Annotated in this window: 26 protein-coding genes, 1 tRNA gene and 1 pseudogene; 13 read left to right on the top strand and 15 right to left on the bottom strand. The window is 48.0% G+C overall.

The window, feature by feature from the left end; all coding sequences use genetic code 11:
* The first annotated feature begins 64 nt into the window (after positions 1 to 64).
* The 3 genes and pseudogenes from ACFW2W_RS27030 (at position 65) to ACFW2W_RS27020 (ending at position 2142) form a co-directional block, all read left to right on the top strand.
* Positions 65 to 205, top strand: a complete 141-nt coding sequence (locus ACFW2W_RS27030) for a hypothetical protein (RefSeq protein ID WP_378185103.1) — start codon at positions 65 to 67, stop codon at positions 203 to 205.
* A gap of 5 nt (positions 206 to 210) precedes the next feature.
* Positions 211 to 714, top strand: a pseudogene (locus ACFW2W_RS27025) (GHMP kinase); the annotation flags it as partial.
* 507 nt (positions 715 to 1221) lie between these two features.
* On the top strand, positions 1222 to 2142 hold the full coding sequence (locus ACFW2W_RS27020) for a sugar phosphate nucleotidyltransferase (RefSeq protein ID WP_378185156.1): 921 nt from the start codon (positions 1222 to 1224) through the stop codon (positions 2140 to 2142).
* Positions 2143 to 2275: 133 nt separating this feature from the next.
* On the opposite strand, the gene ACFW2W_RS27015 is transcribed toward ACFW2W_RS27020, so the two are convergent.
* The 6 genes from ACFW2W_RS27015 to ACFW2W_RS26990 form a co-directional block, all read right to left on the bottom strand.
* Positions 2276 to 2734, bottom strand: coding sequence for a hypothetical protein (locus ACFW2W_RS27015; protein WP_378185101.1), 459 nt, complete (start codon positions 2732 to 2734; stop codon positions 2276 to 2278).
* A 12-nt stretch (positions 2735 to 2746) separates the two neighbouring features.
* Complete coding sequence (locus tag ACFW2W_RS27010; protein ID WP_378185099.1) at positions 2747 to 3592, bottom strand: Panacea domain-containing protein; 846 nt, start codon at positions 3590 to 3592, stop codon at positions 2747 to 2749.
* A gap of 32 nt (positions 3593 to 3624) precedes the next feature.
* A complete protein-coding gene (gene purH, locus ACFW2W_RS27005; RefSeq protein WP_378185097.1) occupies positions 3625 to 5178 on the bottom strand; it encodes a bifunctional phosphoribosylaminoimidazolecarboxamide formyltransferase/IMP cyclohydrolase in 1554 nt (517 codons plus the stop codon).
* A gap of 201 nt (positions 5179 to 5379) precedes the next feature.
* On the bottom strand, positions 5380 to 5901 hold the full coding sequence (locus ACFW2W_RS27000; protein ID WP_378185095.1) for a photosystem I reaction center subunit XI: 522 nt from the start codon (positions 5899 to 5901) through the stop codon (positions 5380 to 5382).
* A 114-nt stretch (positions 5902 to 6015) separates the two neighbouring features.
* Positions 6016 to 6144: a photosystem I reaction center subunit IX gene (locus ACFW2W_RS26995; RefSeq protein WP_190413988.1), complete on the bottom strand. Its 129-nt coding sequence runs from the start codon at positions 6142 to 6144 to the stop codon at positions 6016 to 6018.
* A gap of 36 nt (positions 6145 to 6180) precedes the next feature.
* Positions 6181 to 6678: a Photosystem I reaction center subunit III gene (locus ACFW2W_RS26990; RefSeq protein ID WP_378185093.1), complete on the bottom strand. Its 498-nt coding sequence runs from the start codon at positions 6676 to 6678 to the stop codon at positions 6181 to 6183.
* A gap of 102 nt (positions 6679 to 6780) precedes the next feature.
* Between ACFW2W_RS26990 and tsaD the strand changes: the two genes are divergently transcribed.
* On the top strand, positions 6781 to 7830 hold the full coding sequence (gene tsaD, locus ACFW2W_RS26985; protein ID WP_378185090.1) for a tRNA (adenosine(37)-N6)-threonylcarbamoyltransferase complex transferase subunit TsaD: 1050 nt from the start codon (positions 6781 to 6783) through the stop codon (positions 7828 to 7830).
* Here the strand turns inward: tsaD and ACFW2W_RS26980 are convergent.
* The 3 genes from ACFW2W_RS26980 to ACFW2W_RS26970 all read right to left on the bottom strand — a co-directional run bounded on the left by ACFW2W_RS26980 (position 7802) and on the right by ACFW2W_RS26970 (position 9997).
* Positions 7802 to 7987, bottom strand: coding sequence for a hypothetical protein (locus ACFW2W_RS26980; RefSeq protein WP_378185088.1), 186 nt, complete (start codon positions 7985 to 7987; stop codon positions 7802 to 7804). The two genes, tsaD and ACFW2W_RS26980, sit on opposite strands and share 29 nt — an antisense overlap.
* Before the next feature lie 164 nt (positions 7988 to 8151).
* On the bottom strand, positions 8152 to 9117 hold the full coding sequence (locus tag ACFW2W_RS26975; protein WP_378185086.1) for an alpha/beta fold hydrolase: 966 nt from the start codon (positions 9115 to 9117) through the stop codon (positions 8152 to 8154).
* Positions 9118 to 9271: 154 nt separating this feature from the next.
* Entirely contained in the window at positions 9272 to 9997 is a 726-nt protein-coding gene (locus ACFW2W_RS26970; RefSeq protein ID WP_190414000.1) for a hypothetical protein, read from the bottom strand.
* A gap of 282 nt (positions 9998 to 10279) precedes the next feature.
* Between ACFW2W_RS26970 and ACFW2W_RS26965 the strand changes: the two genes are divergently transcribed.
* The 7 genes from ACFW2W_RS26965 (at position 10280) to ACFW2W_RS26935 (ending at position 15535) form a co-directional block, all read left to right on the top strand.
* On the top strand, positions 10280 to 10579 hold the full coding sequence (locus ACFW2W_RS26965; RefSeq protein WP_378185084.1) for a hypothetical protein: 300 nt from the start codon (positions 10280 to 10282) through the stop codon (positions 10577 to 10579).
* Positions 10580 to 11002: 423 nt separating this feature from the next.
* Entirely contained in the window at positions 11003 to 11530 is a 528-nt protein-coding gene (locus ACFW2W_RS26960; protein WP_378185082.1) for a GNAT family N-acetyltransferase, read from the top strand.
* Between the two features lie 124 nt (positions 11531 to 11654).
* Positions 11655 to 11728, top strand: a tRNA-Pro gene (locus ACFW2W_RS26955).
* Positions 11729 to 12241: 513 nt separating this feature from the next.
* Positions 12242 to 13027, top strand: a complete 786-nt coding sequence (locus tag ACFW2W_RS26950) for a Tic22 family protein (protein ID WP_378185080.1) — start codon at positions 12242 to 12244, stop codon at positions 13025 to 13027.
* Between the two features lie 106 nt (positions 13028 to 13133).
* Positions 13134 to 14036: a peptide chain release factor N(5)-glutamine methyltransferase gene (gene prmC / locus ACFW2W_RS26945; protein WP_378185153.1), complete on the top strand. Its 903-nt coding sequence runs from the start codon at positions 13134 to 13136 to the stop codon at positions 14034 to 14036.
* A gap of 35 nt (positions 14037 to 14071) precedes the next feature.
* On the top strand, positions 14072 to 14659 hold the full coding sequence (locus ACFW2W_RS26940; RefSeq protein WP_378185078.1) for an L-threonylcarbamoyladenylate synthase: 588 nt from the start codon (positions 14072 to 14074) through the stop codon (positions 14657 to 14659).
* A gap of 36 nt (positions 14660 to 14695) precedes the next feature.
* Complete coding sequence (locus ACFW2W_RS26935; RefSeq protein ID WP_378185076.1) at positions 14696 to 15535, top strand: sensor histidine kinase; 840 nt, start codon at positions 14696 to 14698, stop codon at positions 15533 to 15535.
* On the opposite strand, the gene ACFW2W_RS26930 is transcribed toward ACFW2W_RS26935, so the two are convergent.
* From ACFW2W_RS26930 to rplU, 4 genes are all read right to left on the bottom strand, one after another.
* Positions 15519 to 15980 (bottom strand): GNAT family N-acetyltransferase, encoded by a 462-nt coding sequence (locus ACFW2W_RS26930; RefSeq protein ID WP_378185151.1) that lies wholly within the window; start codon positions 15978 to 15980, stop codon positions 15519 to 15521. The genes ACFW2W_RS26935 and ACFW2W_RS26930 overlap by 17 nt on opposite strands.
* A gap of 512 nt (positions 15981 to 16492) precedes the next feature.
* Entirely contained in the window at positions 16493 to 17470 is a 978-nt protein-coding gene (gene hemB, locus ACFW2W_RS26925) for a porphobilinogen synthase (RefSeq protein ID WP_378185074.1), read from the bottom strand.
* Between the two features lie 309 nt (positions 17471 to 17779).
* A complete protein-coding gene (gene rpmA, locus ACFW2W_RS26920) occupies positions 17780 to 18085 on the bottom strand; it encodes a 50S ribosomal protein L27 (RefSeq protein WP_378185072.1) in 306 nt (101 codons plus the stop codon).
* 51 nt (positions 18086 to 18136) lie between these two features.
* Positions 18137 to 18580 (bottom strand): 50S ribosomal protein L21, encoded by a 444-nt coding sequence (gene rplU, locus ACFW2W_RS26915; RefSeq protein WP_378185070.1) that lies wholly within the window; start codon positions 18578 to 18580, stop codon positions 18137 to 18139.
* Between the two features lie 303 nt (positions 18581 to 18883).
* Here rplU and ACFW2W_RS26910 point away from each other — a divergent pair, with 303 nt between their 5' ends.
* Positions 18884 to 19054: a hypothetical protein gene (locus ACFW2W_RS26910; RefSeq protein WP_378185068.1), complete on the top strand. Its 171-nt coding sequence runs from the start codon at positions 18884 to 18886 to the stop codon at positions 19052 to 19054.
* Positions 18982 to 19413 carry a hypothetical protein gene (locus ACFW2W_RS26905; protein ID WP_378185149.1) on the top strand — a complete coding sequence of 144 codons (432 nt, stop codon included), beginning with the start codon at positions 18982 to 18984 and terminating at the stop codon, positions 19411 to 19413. Before ACFW2W_RS26910 ends, ACFW2W_RS26905 begins: the two co-directional genes overlap by 73 nt.
* Positions 19414 to 19668: 255 nt before the next feature.
* Here the strand turns inward: ACFW2W_RS26905 and ACFW2W_RS26900 are convergent, their stop codons facing one another.
* Both ACFW2W_RS26900 and ACFW2W_RS26895 read right to left on the bottom strand, forming a co-directional pair.
* Positions 19669 to 20262: a MarC family protein gene (locus tag ACFW2W_RS26900; RefSeq protein WP_378185147.1), complete on the bottom strand. Its 594-nt coding sequence runs from the start codon at positions 20260 to 20262 to the stop codon at positions 19669 to 19671.
* 359 nt (positions 20263 to 20621) lie between these two features.
* On the bottom strand, positions 20622 to 20834 hold the full coding sequence (locus tag ACFW2W_RS26895; protein ID WP_378185145.1) for a hypothetical protein: 213 nt from the start codon (positions 20832 to 20834) through the stop codon (positions 20622 to 20624).
* Between the last annotated feature and the right edge of the window lie 121 nt (positions 20835 to 20955).

The following is a 20955-nucleotide window of genomic DNA, read 5'->3' as shown; positions in this document are numbered from 1 at the left end:
TTGGAAAATTGAAGAAACTATCCCTGGGCTTTTTCTCCAGCTTCAGAGCAATTTTAACCAGTCGATGCGATGTATTGACTGGTACCGACACCCGACGGGGTGCAAAAAGCCGAGTCATCGCGGTAGACAAAAAGAGCGATCGCTTCAACGCTTGCTCACCACCCAGAGTAATTTATTACTAGAGGGCGCGAAGATTGTAGGGTAAAATTCATGAAGATTTTTGTTCCAGGTCGCCTGTGTCTATTTGGCGAACATAGCGATTGGGCGGGAGGCTATCGCCGCCTCAATCCCAATCTGGAAAAGGGCTACACGCTGATTGCCGCAACTAATCAGGGACTTTATGCCGAAGTCAAGCCTCATCCAAGCCACCTGATTGTTTACACTTCCCTGAGTGACGGCACCCGGAAAATGCTGACTCTGCCAATGGACGCCGAGGTTTTGCTTGCCGAAGCTGAAAAAGGTGATTTCTTTAGTTATGCCGCTGGCGTTGCTTACCAATTTCTGATTCACTACCGAGTGGGTGGGCTTGAGATTGACAATTATTTAACAGATTTGCCCATTCAAAAAGGTTTGGCATCGAGTGCGGCGCTATGCGTCCTCGTGACTCGTGCCTTCAATCGCGTGTATGACTTAAAGATGACCCTCCGGGACGAAATGGAGTTTGCCTATCTGGGCGAGATTACCACGCCTTCTCGCTGCGGACGGATGGATCAAGCGTGTGCTTATGGCGATCGCCCGATCGTGATGGTTTTTGATGGCGATTTCACTGATGTCATCGAACTAAAAGTACCCAAAAACCTGTTCTTTGTAATTGTGGATCTCGGTGCTGGGAAAAATACCCAGGAAATACTCAGGAACCTGAATCAGTGTTATCATTTCGCCACTAACGAAGTCCAAGAGAATGTCCAAAAATATCTCGGCTCCATCAGTTCTCAAATTACCCAGGAAGCAGTTGACGCCCTGCAAAAAGGAGATGCCCAACAAATTGGTATCTTGATGAAAAAAGCCCAAACCCAATTTGATAAGTATCTAATTCCCGCCTGTCCTGAGCAGTTAACGGCTCCCATCCTCCACCAAATCCTCAATTATGAACCCATTCAACCCTACATTTTAGGAGGAAAGGGGGTTGGTTCGCAAGGCGATGGTACAGCACAATTTATAGTTAAAGACGAAGAAAGTCAGCAAAAAGTTATTGAAATTATAGAACGGGATTTTCCGCAAATGCAAGGTTTAAAGCTAACAATTCATGCAGAAAGAAAAGTTCGTAAAGCTGTAATTCCAGCGGCAGGTTTCGGTACCCGCTTGTTTCCAGCTACTAAAGTAGTGAAAAAAGAGTTGTTTCCAATTATTGATAAAGATGGTCGTGCCAAGCCGGTAATTCTGGCAATTGTGGAAGAAGCCATCAGCGCTGGTATAGAAGAAATCGGGATTGTAGTGCAAACAGGCGATCGCGCACTTTTTGAGGAGTTCTTTAAGGCTCCACCTTCAGCAGAACTTTTCAACAAATTATCGCCGCAAAATCAGGAATATAGCCAGTATCTACAAGATTTAGGCAGCAGAATTACAATTCTGACCCAAGACAAGCCGGAAGGCTACGGTGATGCTGTATTCTGTGCCAAAGAATGGGTGAAAGATGAGCCATTTCTGCTGATGCTGGGCGATCATGTTTACTCATCTGACACTGAAACATCATGTGCAGGTCAACTTTTAGATGTTTGCCAACAAGTTAATCAAAGTGTTGTTAGTTTGACTACGCTTCCAGCAGAAAGCCTTCATAAATCTGGCTGTGTTACAGGCATTTGGCAGGATTCAAACTCAATCCTTTCAGTAACACAACTTGCAGAAAAGCCCACGATTGAGTATGCACGCCAACATCTTCGTGTAGAGGGGATGGCAGAAGATCAATTCTTATGTATATTCGGTTTATATGTACTCACACCAAAAATTTTTGAATCGCTCGAAGCGACTATTAACAACAACCTCCGCGACGAAAAAGGTGAATTTCAGTTAACATCCTGTCTCGACAAATTGCAACAGGAAGAGGGAATGATCGGGTATGTTGTCAAAGGTAAGTGTTATGACACCGGATTGCCAGATCCCTATCGGCAGACAATGATTGATTTTAGAAATGCAGGGCAGTAGTTAAAAGGGTGGGCGATCGCATACTGTTATATAAACGTTATTATATAACTTTTATTTTTTACGCAAAAAACCTACATTTAGGCAGGTAATAGACAGATTTGCCTTTAGTAGCACAAACCCTAGATTTACTCTTTTATGAACTGACAGGTCTTTTTAATATCTGTGCTACGTCTCCATAGTAAAAGCCTCTCAGTCCATTCAGTTCATGTTCTATATCTTCCAAGTCGCCCATTTTGCTAGTCCATTTGCCATTAGGTAACTGTCTAGCTGCATGAGTTGGTTGTCCTCCATCAAGCTGACCATCATCCTTGGTATATATTGCTATTTTTTGAAATCCCGGCTCAAGTTCAACACTGTTGCAAGGCGCATAACCAACAGTTTGATAAGCCTGAATAAAGGCTTCTAAAGTTAACTCCTTCGGTACTCCATCAGGCCAATATTGATCCGGGTCTGTAGGGTCCCACCAACGATCGTCTTCTTCTGCGCCCCAACTGAAGCAATTATAATCTGATGTCTCAGGGCTTGTGATTTGATATTGGTCACGAGATAACTTAGGACAATAAGTTGCAATCCAGGAATCTAATCTAGCCACCTAATCACAACCCTACCATTCATATCCATGTTCTCTGCCCCACTTGAGCCATGCTTGAGCCATTTGCTTTGTTCTTCCACGTTGTTCTGGTTGTATGGGATTTGCACCCGTGATAGTTCTTAGCGCTTCAAACCAGTGATTAGGCTTTTGTTCAAGTTCTCTCAACAGCAAAGGTATTACCGCAGACCCCATAGCTATAATCTGCTGATATGCAGGATGGCTGTATTTTTCAGCAACAAATGATGAGCCTGCAACTTCTAATTCCCACTTCTTAGCAAGCGCCTCAAATTTTTGAACTATCTCCGCCTGCGGTGAAATTGAAACCGCCTTAATTCTCTCTGGATACTGCTTTAACCATGCCCTAAAATATTCTTTCATTGACTGCAAATTGATGACACCATTTGTGGGAGCCTTTTTCCAAGGGTCTTCCTCATGGGTCATATTTGCCAGTTTCATCGCCGAGAACTGACCAAAAAAGGAGTAGACTTCATCCAAAAAGCTGCGCGTCCTCTCGTCGTAAAGAGAAAAATCAACATCTAAAGGGCGTTCTATAGCACCAGAACCATATTCTTTATAAGCTTGGTACAATGCGGGTGCAACAGGTCCATACTGCCATGCTTCAATACTTTCAGGGAATAGGGATTCGTCGTATATAGCTAAATGAAGACCTTGTGCGTAGTAGACCAGCTTTTGCAGATTGAGGTTAGACACTAAATCGCCAACGTCAGAGTCTACCTTAGTAAGAAAGTATCTTGCTACATCGTGACAGCTAAGCATAGTCACCTCCATGTAGTAATTAGGCTGCAATAGTACATTTGAACTAAACGCTTGTTTATACATTTTGGCACTTAATTGCATTCGAGTTAGGCTTGTTCATAGTGATTTTTAGCCTAATGCAAGAAGTGACGGATACCTGTAAACACCATCACTAAACCAAGCTCATTGGCAGCCTTAATCGAATCTTGATCGCGCAGACTACCTCCCGGCTGAACAATGGCAACAATTCCCGCCGCCGCCGCTGTCCGCACCGAGTCATCGAAGGGGAAGAAACCATCGCTGGCAAGCGTGGCACCTGGAGATTTTTCTCCAGCTTGTTCTAGGGCAATTTTGACCGAACCGACGCGATTCATTTGTCCGGCACCCACACCTAAAGTAGTGCGATCGCGGGTTACAACAATCGCGTTAGACTTGACGTGCTTGCAAACTTTCCAGGCAAATAATAATTCCGCGAGTTGTTCTGGCGTTGGTTGCTTCTCGGTGACGACTTGCCATTGGCTGGCGTTTTCCACCACGTCATCTGAAGCTTGGACGAGGAAACCACCGGCGATCGCTTTAACTGTATTTTCCGGCCCAGCCGCCAAGTCTGGCAAACTCAAAACCCGCACCTTAGACTTAGCCGCCAGAATTTCCTGCGCCTCTGGTTCGCATCCCGGTGCCACAACGCATTCTAAAAATGTTCTGGTGAGTGCCGTCGCCGTGGAGGCGTCAATCGGCTGATTTAGCGCCACAATCCCACCGAAAGCCGAAACCGAATCAGCATTAAAAGCTTTTTCATAAGCCTCCGACAAGCTATTTCCCAAAGCCACGCCGCAGGGATTATTGTGCTTGATAATCGTCGCCGCTGGGGTATCGGGAAACTCGGCAATAATCCGCCGCGCTGCTTCCAAATCCACTAAGTTGTTATAACTCAGTTCCTTTCCCTGAAGTTTAGTCGCCGCTGTCCATCCAGAGGCAAGTGCCCCAGTTTGATACCAGGCGGCAGGTTGATGGGGATTTTCCCCATATCGTAGAGATTGCAACTGTTGCCCCGAAAGATCGAATTGTGTGGGGAGGGGCGATGTATGCGCCTCTACAGGGGATTGATGGGTGAGATAGGTAGCGATCGCGCGATCGTAACCCGCCGTATGCTCAAACGCCTCTCGTGCCCTAGCTAGACGGAACTCAAAAGACACTTCCCCTCCCTGTTGCTGCAACTCCTGCAAGTAGGCATCATACTGGTTTGGGTTAGACAAAACTGTTAAATGTTGGAAGTTTTTTGCAGATGCCCGAATCATCGCCGGACCACCAATGTCAATCTGCTCAATCGCTTCCGGCAACGTTACTTCTGCTTTCGCAATCGTCTGCTCAAAAGGATAAAGATTCACCACCACTAAATCAATCGGGCGAATTTGGTTCGCCTCCAAATCAGCCAAATCTTGGGGCACATCCCGACGCGCCAAAATCCCGCCATGAATCCGGGGATGCAGTGTTTTAACTCGCCCGCCCAAAATCTCCGGAGAACCCGTGTAATCCGCAACTTTTGTCACGGGTAGCCCAGCATCTTTAAGGGCTTTAGCCGTTCCACCACTGCTGATTAAATCAAACTCAAATTCTTCAACCAACTGACGGGCAAAGTCGATTAGCCCAGTTTTATCAGATACACTCAGCAGTGCTAGACGCGCCATAACTTGTGAAGTCCCTCTTTTTTCAACCTTACTCAGGATAAAGGCGATCGCCCTCATGCACAAACAGAGAACCCTGCCCTCACGGCATGGGCAGGGTTCTTGATTCAAAGCGAATGGGCGGGCGCTGGCGGTTAACCAGTCGTACCGAACGCTAGAAGCCTTGTATAACAGATGTTTCCAAGCTAGCGATCGCTACTTCTACTACCCAATTTTGAACAGGTTCTGAAGCAGTTCCAAATTGGAAATCAGCAGGTAGGCGATTCCCGCACCACCAACTCCACCAATCAGAAAATTACTAGAAAACTCGTTCCAGCCTTCCTGGGTATTGAGGGCGTCTGGGGTACGGGGCGTCGTAATTGTTTTGATGGGGTTGGGTGGATTGCTAGAGGCGTAGAGAGATAGGCAAATCGTCAAAATGACCAGCAAGCCAACCGTTGCCAGTAAACCCGCCAGGTTCGCTACATCTGTATCCCGCAGGGGACCCAGCTTAGCGAAGGGGCCAATCAGCCAATAACCATGAGCCATGCCAATTTCTAGCCCTCGGCGTCCGGGTGACAGCCCTTTGCGATAGGCAGGCAAGTTATTGATGAAAGCCTCTGTGAAACCAGAAGAATTAATCGGCGTTGCTAAATTGCCGATTTGAGGATCGCCAGCTTCATGGACAACTTCCCGATTTCTGGGGTCGCCTGGGCGATTTTTTGAGTCGCTAATCGCTTGCACCATAGTTTTTTTTCACCTTTAGATGAGCTAGTGCCATTCAGTATCGTCAGATTAAAACTGGAAATGCTTCTATCGTGCGATACAGCATTTTTTAACCAGTCTTAAAAACCTTCTACTTTACGGCATCGGATGGAAAAGCAGGTCGGGGAAAATGTAGATAAAGACAGCCAAGAGACTAGCCTGAAGGGATAGCCACACAATAGCCAGAACCGGAGCTAGGGAAAGATACTTGAGGAAATACTGCATGAATCATTCTCCAAAACAGTCAATAATTCAACGTAACTAGCGAATTGAGACAGGAATCTCATCTTCTTTTGCAGTCAATTCACCCGTGAGCAATTCTTTGACTGCTGCCAAAGGCCAAGTGAATCCGGTTAGCATCAAACCAACGGCGCGAGGAACATCCAGTTGGATTTCTTTGTACTCTGGGTTCGCCTCTTTTTTCACCGATTGAATATACGCACGACCAACCCAGCCAATCCAACCCGCAATATACAGGAACAGAATGCTAGGAATGATAAAGTCACCGGCACGATTCAGGCGACCATCCACAACCAAGTGGGGTAAACCCTCTGGGCCGCAGAGTGCTTGAGAATAACGTTCAAAACGCTTGCGCCCTGAATCAGGGTCGAAGTTGGTATTCCGGGCAGTTGCCGCACGTTGCTGAAAAGCCTTGGACTGATTGCATGGCACCAGACCCGATACGTTATCAGCCGATGCCGTTGGGGCAACGCTAAACCAAATACAAAGGGCAAAAATCAAAGCCAACAATCGTTTCATAGGATTGTTTCCTTTTGTTACAAAACGAAAACTCTTATGTACAAAACAAGGTGATTGTTTGTACGGAAGCAATCATGTATCGATATATTAAAGTACCAGTGAATGTCATCAGTATTAGCGATTGAAACAAGTTGTGACGAAACGGCGGTAGCGATCGTAAAGAATCGTCAAATTTGCAGTAGTGTCGTTTCCTCACAAATCCCTGTTCATCGGCAGTATGGCGGGGTTGTGCCAGAAATTGCTTCGCGTCAACACGTCGAAACAATTAATAATTGTTTAGACAAAGCGCTCCAAGACGCCCAGATGGGGTGGGCGTCAATTGATGGTATTGCGGCAACCTGCGCCCCTGGTTTGGTGGGGGCATTATTGGTGGGGCTGACGGCTGCCAAAACTCTCGCCATTGTCCACCGGAAACCGTTTGTCGGCGTCCATCATCTGGAAGGCCACATTTACGCCACTTATTTGAGCGAACCTTCTTTACAGCCGCCTTTTTTATGTCTGCTGGTTTCGGGCGGACACACCAGCTTGATTTATGTTAAAGATTGTGGTATATACGAGACACTGGGAGAAACCCGCGATGATGCCGCCGGTGAAGCGTTCGATAAGGTGGCGCGGTTGTTAAATCTGGGTTATCCGGGTGGACCTGTGATTGACCAACTAGCACAAGCGGGGAATCCGCAAGCCTATCCTTTGCCGGAAGGGAATGTCGGGTTGCCGGGGGGCGGCTATCATCCCTATGACTCTAGTTTTAGTGGCTTAAAAACAGCCGTGCTGCGACTGGTGCAAAAGTTGCGGCAGGAATCTCAGTCGCTGCCGGTGAATGACATTGCGGCAAGTTTCCAAGAAAGCGTAGCGCGAAGTCTGACGCGAAGAGCGATCGCCTGCGCCCTCGACTACGGTCTTGACACCATTGCCATTGGTGGAGGTGTCGCCGCCAACAGTGGGCTGAGAAAACACCTGCAAATCGCCACTGCACAACGCAACCTGCGGGTGCTATTCCCCCCGCTTAAATTCTGCACCGACAACGCCGCCATGATTGCCTGTGCCGCCGCTGACCATCTGAATCGGGGTCATACTTCCCCACTGACTTTGGGCGTTCAGTCCCGGCTGCCAATTACTGATGTCATGCAACTTTACCAAACTTCACAATAGGAGTTTGCACCGGGTTTTGAGGCGCGAGAATGCAATTTTTTGGGGACAAAGCGATCGCGCGATTTCTGATATAGACCTTAAAGCAGTCAGAAATTTGAATAGTCTGTTTTGGATCGATCGTGGTTTCAGCACAACTCAAGGAAAGCCGAGGCTTCATCAGTTTATTGTTCTATGTCCACTCAGACTAATCACTGCTCTTGTGCGATCGCTTATCGCGATCGCCGTCAAAATTTAAGAAGCCCAAATCACTATCCTTGTTTTGCAGGCACCCCTTTATCTTAATAAAAATTAAAGATTTATGGCGAAAACAAAACATCTACCTTAAGCAAAGTTGCTAGAATTCGGACAATTAGCTAAAATATTGCGAATTTGGGTAGCAACTGCCTCTGGCTGTTCCACCATCGACAGGTGTCCGCAGTCCGGAATTTCCATCACGTTATCACCACAACCCTGAAATAACGGGTGAAAGCTTGCTAAGTGGCGCACATACTTCGGTTGCATCACCATATCTTTAGCACCGGCAATAAAATAAACCGGCTGCTTCAGCCGTGACACCACCTGCGGTAAGCGGTTGACCTCCGCTTCCGTCGTCGAATCCAGTAAAGTCCCCAGCGCCGCTTCCGGATGAGCCGTAATAAAATCAATCAGCCGCTGACGCCCCCAACACCGAGCAATTGGACGCGCCACTTGCACCCGCGTAAAAGGCAAATCCATCCCAGGTACATAGCACAGCCAACGGGGACGCCGTTTCAGAAGCTGCTGACCAGCAGCCCGAAACCGCTCAAAGGCTTCCTTCAGATAAATGCCACCCCCAGCATTAATGCAGACGACACCCTTAACACAATCGGGTTGCTGGTCAGCCGCCCAAAGGGCAATGCTGCCACCCAGCGAATGACCAATCAGCCAAGCACTAGAAATATTCAGCTTCTGCAACAAAACACCTACTTCTTTGGCATAAGCAGCGGGAGTATAATTCGAGAGGCTCAACGCTAGAGGCTCCGGAGCGCGAAGCAAGTTCTCCTCTTGCCGACTCTCCCCGACTTGCCTGCTCTGCACCGGCATTCCTTGACAGGTGAACCCATAATTATCTAGAGGCTGAGAATCACCAAACCCCCGCAAGTCGTAAGACAAACACTGATAATCTGGTGCTAGCCGCTCAATCAGGGGTTGCCAGTACCGACGACTGAGGAGCCAGCCGTGGATAAAGACCAAAACAGGGGTAGATGATGCCGTGGGAGGCGTCAAATCGTAGGTGTGCCGAACTCCCAGGATTTCGATGGTTGCCATATTTTGATCCTATCCCGAAGTTCTGCCAGATTGGTCAAGAAGTCATTGTGATTGGTCATGGGTTATAGCTGCCTTGCCAAGCGTATGCCCGTAGGCGCGATCGCTTCGGGAAGCGTAAAGTAAGACTATCGGACAAACGACTAATGGCTAAAGATTAAAATCTGCGCCCTAGCAATCGCTGACGCACGCTTTCAGCAATTTTTTGACCTAAATATTCCGGAATAACACTTTCGTTCGGCCCCAACAAGTAAAGAATCAGCCGGGTGCGTCCTCGCCAGACTAGCAAATTGGCATTGACCACCAGCAAATCCTCTTGCCAGATAGCGTACATCACCTTATAAAACAGACCCGGTTGGTTGTCCGCCTCAATTAACAGCGCCGGAAGATGGAAGACGGGGTCTACATAAAATTCCGTTTCTACCTGCTCCAAACCGGCATCCAGATTAAATTCCACTGCCAGCATCTCTTCTACTTCAAAGCGCCCAGCCAAAGCTTCCCGAATGGCGCGACAGACATTTTCCGAGGTTTTGTCTGTCAGTGCTTTGCTACCACGAGACACCACCAGTTTGATGAAAACCAGCATGGGAGGAGCGATTTGACCATACAGACTGAGACTGTGGATGGTCAGCCCGTATGCAGCCAGAACCCCAAAAATATCACTCAGCAGAAAAGATTGGTTGCGGTAAGCAAAATGTAGGGCACTTTTATTGCCTTCGGGTTTCAGCTCAATAACCGCCCTGGTGGTTTTATAAAGCCGATAGGCAAGCCTCAGGTTTTGTAGCTGGATCTCGCTGCTGACAAACTGCTCATAGAACTGAGGAAACGCCCGATTAAAGCGCTTCAGAAGTTCTAGTGTGGATGATTTCAAACCCGTGGCCATATATAGGGCTAAGACTCACTTGCCAGGTTAAAAGCATTTTGGGAGATAGAGCCAAGTGCCCTTCGCCAAAGAATCTTCTCTTATGGTTAATCTCTCACAAATTTTCCTAAAAAAATTATCCACTCGATACCAACTCCCGGTGGAGTTGAGTAGATTGGTGCAAATAAAGATAACTGGTGCAAGCTCTCCCTTGCCCCTTAGTGAAATAACTCAACATTAGTAGTATCATGACTAGCCGCCCGTACATGATTTTCTTTGTTTTTGCTCACCCATGCCAGCGCTATGTGGCACCCAGTAAGTAACCAGTCAAAAGCTGCCTCTGTTCCTCTGTTCCTCATCCCTCAGCACTCAGCCCTCAGCCCTCTTCCGCAGTCAAAAGCTGCCTCTTCTCTGTTCCTCTCTCCCTCTTGTCTCCAGTCATGGGTCAAAAACTTGTGCCGAACTGCACTAAAGCTTGGCGAGACGGTGGCTTCTCGCGATCGACAATACAAGGAGATCGAGAGAAGCTGTGGAGCTGCGGAGTATCAACCCGTAGAATTCAGTCTAACTAATGTATTGCCAGTATTGCCTGATGCGCCCTAAACCACACAAAGCCGCACCCGCTCCAGATCGGGGAGTGCGTGTAGTGGTTTAAAAGGTAGCGCAATTGTGTTATCATCTGTTTCGTGATGTTTGGGCTGGATTCGCTGAAATAAGAGGGATCGGAGATACTGAGACTGTATCACTCTCCAAGAGTGTACGTGACTTCCCCGCGTCAATTGATTGCATGAGATTGATTCGTTCCTCAGATTGCTTCGTTTCTCGCAACCGGACACGGGAAGTACATCCTGTAGAGGTTAGATATTTGGCACTTGCAGGGAAACCTGAGAGGGTTGGAGCTGGTCTCTTCGAGCAGGAAGTCTCAGTTCCCTCGTTCTAACACGCGAGCTGAGAAGCACGGTTGACGGTTGGGAATTCCCCAGACTGCTGGGAACGGGAGAATGTAAATACCTTAACCACACCTGCATGGGTTTTTGGAAAAGCTTGTTTAGCGGTTCTGATGGTAGCACTGCGTCGAAGCCGACGCTGGGGGAGGGGGATGTTGTTGAAGGTACAGGCGATCGCACGAGCAGCGGCTCTCGGATCTTTTTCAGCACCGAACGCGACATTGACCTTTATGAACTCGAAGAACTCTGCGATGCGGTCGGGTGGTCCCGGCGTCCGCTACGCAAGGTCAAGAAAGCAATTGAACATAGTTTTCTGGTAGTTTCGATGTGGGAAGTGCGAGGAACCCAGCGACGGCTGGTTGGGTTTTCCCGCGCCACTTCCGATCATGCCTTCAATGCCACCATTTGGGATGTGGTAGTTCACCCGGATTTCCAAGGCAAAGGGCTGGGGAAGGCTTTGATGAAGTACGCGATCAAGAAGCTACGCAGTGAAGACATTAGCAACATTACTCTGTTCGCTGACCCCCAGGTGGTGGATTTTTACCGGGGACTGAATTTTATTGCCGACCCGGAAGGAATTAAAGGAATGTTCTGGTATCCAGATTAGTTTGTGAATTGTTTACCCTAAATATCCGCAAATAAGCTATAATAACCAGAGGTAGCTGAAAGCCGTTTCAGGGGAATTAAACACCCAAGACCCCATCGGCTGATAGGCAATCGCTGAATTTAACCGGGATGTAGCGCAGCTTGGTAGCGCGCCTGCTTTGGGAGCAGGATGCCGCAGGTTCAAATCCTGTCATCCCGATTTCTAGTAGTAAAAAGAATTAGCTCCCCAAAACCGCTAAGGTAAGAGGGCATCTCGATAATTTTCCGGCGTTGATGTCTGACACGCTGCCAAAACCCATTTGAGGACTTAGGGAGGTGAGGCATCCAGATTTTGCCCTGGTAAATTGCGAGATAAATTGGCTGACGATTGCCTGGAACTCATCCTAATCTTACATAGTCATAGAGGGTTACAATTCGCCATTCATTCCCTCAGTAATGTGGGAATTCCATTTCCGAGTATGCAGCATTGAGAATGAATAAATAGCGAGTTTAGGCATCAAATTGACCATTGGTGCAAGGAATTAGGAAATCGGGAGTTAAACAGTTCAAAAATGGCAGTCGCAACAAAACAGTAGAATCGATAAAGTTTAGTTGGAAATAAACTTTGACCCGTTCATTCGGGTACTTCTAGAGCGAAGAAACATTATCGCCTTGTCTCGACTCTATTATTGGTAAGACGGGGTATTCAACGAAAAATTTTGAGGGAATTGTGATGAAATCATTAGTTCGATTGAGCGCAACACTGGGTTTAGTGGGAAGTGTTGTACTGGGAGCGCTGCCCGGTTTGGAAACTCTGCGGGCGCTGGCATTGCCAGAACAACAGGTTGTAGAAAAGTTGCAAGCTGTGCCCGTGTTTACGATCACCGATCCTCAAGGTTCTCCATTAGTTGCTTCAGTGAATGAGGGGCAAAAGAAGACCGCAGTGGCAGGTGTTTTTATCAGCCAGCAAGATGCTCAAACATTTATCGAACGTTTGAAGAAGCAAAATCCTCAACTAGCAAGTACGGTGAAGGTGGTACCCGTATCGTTGGGAGACGTTTACAAACTGGATCAAGCGAATGCAAGCAAGCCAGATGGTCTAGATTTTGCTTTCGTACCCGTGCAGCAGCAGGTGGATTCAGCAAAGGCAATCCTGAGCCAGAGCGGCAAACCCGTGCAAAATTTTGATGGGGTTCCTTTGTTTGTAGCCAGAGGAGGAAAGGATAAGGGGTATTTGACCCTACAACGAGACAATAAACCAATCATTCCTTTCTTCTTTAGCAAAGAAGAATTACAGAGTATGCTGGATCGATTCAAACAGCAACAGCCAAATCTGGCATCCACGGTGGAAATTCAGGTGGTGAATCTGGAGGGTGTAATTGAAACTTTACGCACCAGCAATAATCAGCAGCTGAACAGCATTGTACTGGTTCCGCCCAAAGCGTCAGTAGACTTTGTGCGATCGCGTGGTCCTGCCCCCGCAAATTCCCAGCAACAACGTCCCCAACAACGTCGGTAAAGCGGTAAATAGACAAAAGAATCAAGGATGAACGATAAAGTATGAAGGATGAACTTCATACTTTATCTTTTAGTTTTTTTCCTTGATTCTGGTGTTTTGTTTGTCTATGGTTTCAGGTGTAGAACTTTGGAAGTGGCGCAACTGGGCGCGGGATGCTGCCAAATCAGCTGACGTTGACCCAACAGAAGTGGACTGGTTGCTGCGAGAAGTCGCCGGTCTAGATCGGTTGGCGCTGCGGTTGGAGTCTTTCAAAGACAAAACCCAGATAAAATTACCGATGCCATTGCCGGAGTTAACCCAGATGTGGCAACGGCGTCTGGATGAGCGATTGCCAGTTCAGTACCTGGCTGGTGTTGCTCCCTGGCGTCACTTTTCTCTGTTCGTTTCACCAGCAGTATTGATTCCCCGACCGGAAACAGAGTATCTGATTGATTTGGCGGTTGCGGCTGCGGCTTCGGGCGGAGTCTCTATGCCATTACAGCAAGGACATTGGGCAGATTTAGGAACTGGCAGTGGCGCGATCGCTCTGGGACTCGCAGAAGCCTTTCCATCTGCCACTATCCACGCAGTCGATTGTAGTCCGGCTGCAAGAGCGATCGCCCAACAGAATGCCCAGCAACTGGGTTTTGCGGCTCGCATTCAGTTTTACCAAGGTTCCTGGTGGCAGCCGTTGTCCGCCCTGAAAGGTCAGCTCAGCGGCATGGTATCAAACCCACCCTATATTCCCAGTCGTTTGCTGCCCTCCCTGCAACCGGAAGTGGCGAAACACGAACCCCACCTCGCCCTCGACGGCGGCACAGATGGCTTAGATTGCATCCGCCATTTGGTAGAAACAGCGCCAGACTATCTGCGACCGGGGGGCATTTGGCTGATTGAGATGATGGCGGGACAAGCCGATGCAGTTGCTCAACTGTTGCAAGATCGAGGCAGTTACTGCCAAATTCAAATTCACGCCGATTTAGCTGGGATTGAACGCTTTGCCTTAGCCTATCGGAAACGCGATGAGTGATGAATTGTGGGGGATTTATTCAAAACTCTAGAAAAATGACACAAGTTTCAATGGCAGCCCTGATTAAAGGCGCTCGTTCTGGGAGTTTGGTTAGCTTTCCCACCGATACTGTACCAGCACTGGCAGTACAACCGGATCAGTCGGAGTTAATTTTTGCAGCAAAGCAGCGGCGACAAGATAAACCGCTGATTTTAATGGGAGCAAACGCCTCAGATTTGTGGCCTTTTGTCAAGGGAAATCCGGCTGAATGGCAGATTTGGCAACAAGTTGCTGACCAATATTGGCCTGGTGCTTTGACTTTAGTATTGCCAGCCTCAGCGTGCGTTCCCAAAGCCATGAATCCATCTGACCCGACCACGATTGGGTTACGAGTGCCGAATTCTGGGGTCGCGCTCTCAATTTTGTCGTCAACTGGCCCCTTAGCAACCACCAGCGCCAACCGTTCGGGAGAGCCACCTCTGCAAACGATGGCAGAAATCGCAGCGCAGTTTCCCGATGTTCTGACGCTATTCCCTTCGGAGTTAGAAACAACACTGACGGCTTGCGTTCCTTCCACCGTCGCCAAATGGACGGGCAGCGGCTGGGAAATCTTGCGGCAAGGAGCGGTTAAATTGGTAGTTTAATCGACTCAACTAATCAGCAAATCTGGTAATTAATTTATGCCCCAAGACGCGAATCCGGACGTGACAGCCATTCTGGAGGAACTCAAGCAAACCCAGATGGCGTACCACATGGCAACAGAAATGAGCCAGTTTAAAGCTGGATTTTTGGCGCGGACTTCCCATGAATTGCGATCGCCCCTCAACAGTTTGATTGGCTTGCATCAGTTGATTTTGTCCGATTTGTGTGACAACCCAGAAGAAGAACGAGAATTTATTGCTCAGGCTCACGCCTCCGCACTGAAGCTGATGCAACTGATAGACGAAATTATCGCCGTTGCCAAAACTCAACACGGCACCAGTCGGATAGAGATTCAGCCTATCGAGCTTGCGAAGGTTTTGGAGGAAGTCTACAACTTGACTCACCTGCAAGCAGCGAATCGGAGTATCCGCCTGGAAATATCGCCGCCCGATCGAGGGATTTACGTTTTGGCAGATCCGCGACGATTGCAGCAGGTGCTGCTAAATCTGGTAGATACCGCGATCGCTCGCATGGACGAAGGCAACATTCGGGTTTGGGTTCCCCCCTCACCAGCTCCTGGGTACATCCACATCTGGATTGATGCCGATTGCCCGGTCAGCGTCTGGAGCGAGCCAGTAGATTTGCTCAAAGATCAAAAGGCAGAGCTGGTAGGGGCACACAGCCAAGGAGCGCCCCGACAAACGCCACACCTATCCGAGGGGATGAATTTACTGATCGCTCAAACCCTCATCGAAGTTATGCAGGGACGCCTGGAAGTGGTGGCAGCGCAACCAGCAGACGCCTCTAATACTTCCGCCGCAGCCCATCTCACCAGGCTTCAGTTTTCTCTTCCCCTAGTGCCTATTGAGACGACATAACCTGGGCAGGCAGAGGCTCGGTCAGCGGCTGATTATTATACAGCACCATCGTCGTACTGGGGTTGCTACATTCAAAACCGATGCGCGTGTAAAAGCCCTGTTGATAAGTAGTCATCAGATAGACGCGCTCTACCCGACTGACACGAGGATGGCTCAAGACTGTTTCCACCAACTTGCGTCCGAGTCCTGCGCCTTGGTATGCCGGATGTATGATCACATCCCAGATAGTGGCACGGTAGACGCCATCGGAAGTAGCTCTGGCAAATCCAATCAGTTTGTTTTCATCCCACATGCTAATCACAGGTTCGCTATTAGCGATCGCCACTTTTAAATCTTCAATTCGCCGGTTCTGTGCCCAGAAGGCAGCCAAGTGAAACAGCTCTTGCAGTTGTTGAAAGTCGATTTGTGATTTACGGTCACAAAATTGAATATGACTGCAATCCATCGTCATCAATAATTTAGAGTCTCGTACTGGCTCATTCTACTCATCAACAAGCTGGGGATTGGTGTTCAATTGCACCGAATTCCCATAATTTACAGCTTTTTTAGCGAAATCTACCGTTTAGCTTACTCATACCCAAAAAGAAATCTATACCAGCAGACAGATTTCTTTTGAACACAAGTAGCTAAATCAGGACTTACGCAACTTGCGCGACATCTGAGGGCAACCACAGGGGGATTGCCCCTACAAACTGCTGTATGTATAAGCTTTGCGTAAGTCCTGTAAATATAACAATTCTCATTTGTATGCAATACACTCTAACCTTTCCCCAACCCCTCCCCTACAAGGGGAGGGGCTAATTCCCCCTTCCTTGCTCTCAAAGGGGGTTGGGGGTTAGGTCTCTATTGGACTCAACTGCTTGCCCGCTATAACTATGCTCTATAAAGTGTGAAGGATGAAAATGCCTAAGTCTAGGCTAATCTGTTGGTTTTTTCATCCTTCATCCTGACTTTTCCCTACAACCAACGGGCGGCATCTTTGGCGTGGTAGGTGAGAATCAAATCGGCTCCAGCCCGCTTGAAGCTAGTTAAAGTTTCCATCACGACTCGCTGTTCGTCAATCCAGCCATTGAGGGCAGCGGCTTTCACCATCGCGTATTCGCCAGAGACATTGTAGGCGGCTACTGGCAAGTTGCTGGCTTCTTTCACCCGCCAGATGATGTCCATATAGGCAAGTGCCGGTTTCACCATCAGCATATCCGCCCCTTCTGCAATATCGAGTTCGATTTCTTTGAGGGCTTCGCGGGCATTGCCGGGGTCCATCTGGTAAGTTCTGCGATCGCCAAACTGCGGTGCTGAATCAGCCGCATCCCGGAAAGGACCATAATAAGCTGAAGCATATTTGGCAGCGTAGGAAAGAATCGGTGTATCTTGGAATCCCGCTGCATCCAATCCTTCCCGAATCGCCTGCACAAAACCGTCCATCATCCCAGACGGAGCGATAATATCAGCACCAGCTTTGGCTTGAGACACTGCTGTTTTCTTGAGCAATTCCAGCGTCGGGTCATTCAACACCCGTCCCGTCAAATCGCCCACTTCCAGATAACCACAGTGACCGTGACTGGTATATTCGCACAAGCAAGTATCGGCAATGACAATTAAATCCGGCACCGCTTCTTTCACTGCCGTAGCAGCTTTTTGGACAATGCCGCAATCGTGCCACGCACCCGTAGCATCTGTATCTTTATCTGCGGGAATGCCAAAAAGAATGATGGCGGGAATGCCGAGGTCATAGACTTCTTTTGCCTCTTCCACAATTTTATCTACCGACAGCTGGTAGACCCCTGGCATCGATTTCACTTCCTTAGCAATGCCCTCTCCCGGTACGGCAAACAGAGGGTAGATTAAGTCACTCTTGGCAAGAACCGTTTCACGCACCATCCGGCGCAGCTGGGTTGAGGTACGAAGGCGGCGAGGGCGATGAATGGGAAACATGGCGTCTGTGTAGTTAATAGTTGTTAGTAACTAAAGCAGTCTAAAAAAGTAACAATTTGTCACATTGAGCCAAGCAAAATAGGGGATGAAATTTTTCGCTGGCGCTCAGAATCACATATTACGTTTATTTTGACCAACAAGCGCGATCGCGTTATAAAAAAATGCCTTATAAAAAAAAAGGGCAATTTATGAATTGCCCCTGCTTTCTCAATCTATCCAACTACTAGGTCTGGATACTTATACCTGAGCCCCGATGGGTTCATTCTCAGACTCAGCACTCATCCCTCAGTCCTCAGTCCTCTTCGATACTTATACCTGAGCCGCGACGGGTGCATTCTCAGGGGATGCTTCCACCACCGCTGGCACAGCGTAAACGCTTACCTTCTTGCGGCTTCTGTCCTTCCGTTCAAAGGTCACGATGCCATCAATGAGGGCAAACAAGGTATAGTCTCTGCCTACACCAACATTATTGCCAGGGTGAAACGAAGTTCCCCGCTGACGCACCAAAATACTACCTGCTCTCACGGTCTGACCGCCGAAACGCTTGACGCCTAAGCGTTGAGCATTAGAATCACGACCGTTGCGAGTACTACCCGTACCTTTCTTATGAGCCATAATTTCCTCAATTGTCCTTACTACTTACTATTTTGCTGTAGTCTCAGCGGTTTACTCGGTCGCAGCCATTTCGGTATCTGTCTCATCAACAACCACCGTTGCCACAGCTTCTTGAGCTTCTTCTGACTCCTCAGCGACGGGGGTTGGGGAAGCCTGTTGTTCGGAAGCCACCACTGAGCCATTGATGTTGATGGAGTTAATCATCAGCTGGGTGATTTCCTGGCGATGCCCTTTCTTGCGGCGGGTTTTCTTTTTGGGCTTCATCTTGTAGACGAGGACTTTCTTACCGCGCCGGTGTCGCATCACCGTGCCTTCTACCGTCGCCCCTTCGATGAAAGGTTGACCGATGGTTACATCGCCGTCGTGCTGAACGAACAAAACCTTATCAATGGTAACTTGCGTGTCGGGTTCCGAGGGAAGCAGTTCGATGTCGTAAAAGCGACCAGGTTCGACTCGCAGTTGTTTGCCGCCAGTTTCAATAATTGCGTAACTCATGGGATAGTCCTAGGGGTTGCCGTACAGGTAGCTGAATAGGTGATTGTTAGTTGTCCTTAGTCTTTAGATTCGCTGCTATTGACCCATGACTAATGACTTCTTGACCAATGACCAACCAGCTTTTGGAATGTCTTAACCTGATCCGAGCAGGAATAGACAGACAATCTTTCATCATCCATGATTACCTGGAACTGTGTCAAGTCGATCGCTCTTTCTCCAGAAAATATGAGAAATATCCAACTGAGGGCAGATGCTTAATAGTTAAGTTATCTTCGACTCATCAGCACAGAGAGTAGCGATCGCATGAAGAAGCTCAAGCAGGTTTGGGAGTTTTTGAAAACTGATATTCGGGAGTTAGGGAAACCCGGAGATGTCGCTGAGACAGGGACAGAGATTACTAAATTCGCCCTGGAATTGGCACTCGCTTTAGGTTTGTTCTCTACAATTGCCGTTCCTGCGGGAATTATACTATAGCAGGGCTATCAGGGACGAAACTAGCGATCCAAGGCGTGAGGCTGTACCGAAAAAAGACAAATAAAGAGCCAACACTGGAGGAATGGGTAGCGATCGCTTCTCCCCTGGCTTATCTAGAAAGCTTTAATAAATTGGTGCAAAGCAATGATTTATTACAGCGAGTTAATTTACAGCCAGCAAGTGCAACGCCTCCTGCAAATATCGCCCAACAGCAAAGCGAAAAACTGGGAGAATTTCAACTAGATGAATATCTCGCTAGAAATGTTCTCACCTGCTTCCACGAATCGGAATTAGCCCAAGTTTTAAATCAGGTATTCAGGACTTACGCAAAGTTTATACATATAGCCCTGAAATTTTAACAAGTTAAAACAACCAAGAATGTGCCAGAAGCGTTGAAGCAACAGCTAGAGTTGAACTAGATTTACCAGTAGGAGGGTAGTGCTAAGCAAGTTAAAAGTACAAACTACAAAGGCATAGATTATGAAAAGCTAAGCTAGCAAGACTTGTAGCTTTTGAATAGATACAAATTGAATGTGGAACAGCTTATAGCGATCGCGCACCTCATCTCACAAACGCGATCGCCCACCGTTTGCCCCTACGAATGCGATCGCACCTTAAGTTAGAAACAGTTCCCGAATCCCAGCACTGCCGATTTCTATTGCCAGTGCTGCTAACAGAAAACCTAAAAGTTGAGTAATAATCACTGCACCTTCTGCACCGAGCAAGTGGTCGATCCGGTTTGCCAGACGCACAATCAACCATGTCACCAGCATCGCAGATACAATACCGACCACCACGCTCAGATGAGCATTCGGAGATTCAGACATCAACAGCATCACCGTGGTTAGCGTTCCTGGTCCAGCTAACAGCGGCAATGCCATCGGAGTAATCGCGACATCGCGCTGTTGCTCGACAATCGGTGTATCTAGTTCTCCGTGTAGCATTTGTAGGGCAATTAAGAGTAAAAGCAGTCCCCCAGCAACCCGCAAAGACCCCATGCTGATTTCTAAGTAATTTAGAACCGATTGACCCCCAAAGGCGAATACCAACAGCACTCCTGTCGCCACGATACTGGCGCGGTTCACCACATTGTCTCTTTGCTCCGGTTCCATGCCCTTCGTCAAGACTAAAAAGATCGGTGCATTGCCCAAGGCATCTGCCAAGACAAACACAGCTACAAAAGTTTTCACCAGAACAGAGATATCCAGCTCCACAGTTGACCCTTAGAAAATATTTCCTAAACCGTAACGTGGATGCCTTGCCGTTTCCCCATTCCGAAGGTTGATCTAAAACAGGTCAGATGCTCTGTGCCAGCCGATGACTCTAAATCATAGAGTTGTCTTTGTGTCAACCAATAATATTCGTTGTTATAATTTAAACCTCAATACAGTGACGCGATCGCTCATCTGATCGGAGAAAGCGATCGCCCGGTTTTTCCCTCTTTCTGAAGCGTCTAGAGCCGGTGAATACTTTCTTTAACCTAGCGGCAGACAGCAGAAGCGCAAGTGTTGCGGTAGCGCGGCTGCGGGGCGCACTGGAGATTCAAAAGAAGCGATCTCTTCCCCATTTAAACTAAGGCAGAAACACGCCTAGAGTGCAGCAACTCACGAGACTCTTGACGAACCCGACCTTCCATCGCCTCTTTTTGTAAGGTAATGAAAGCCATAAAGTCTTCAAAGTCATACTTGGTTTTTAAAAGCTGACGTAGCTGCTCTTCGGCTTCAACCGTTAGATAGCCCGTGATCAAAGCTTGTTGCACAATTTTACTAATCAGACTCATTGCCATTGCTACCAGAACACACGATGATTTCAAAACAGCATCTTTGTCACTGAAGACGCACGTCCCTATAATTTGTGTCAGCATACCTACTCAGCAGAGTAAATATATCTCTAAATAAGTA

Origin of the sequence: Coleofasciculus sp. H7-2 (assembly GCF_042747725.1) — a bacterium.
Taxonomy (GTDB): Bacteria; Cyanobacteriota; Cyanobacteriia; order Cyanobacteriales; family FACHB-T130; genus FACHB-T130.
This window is presented reverse-complemented; position numbering and strand designations above follow the sequence as displayed.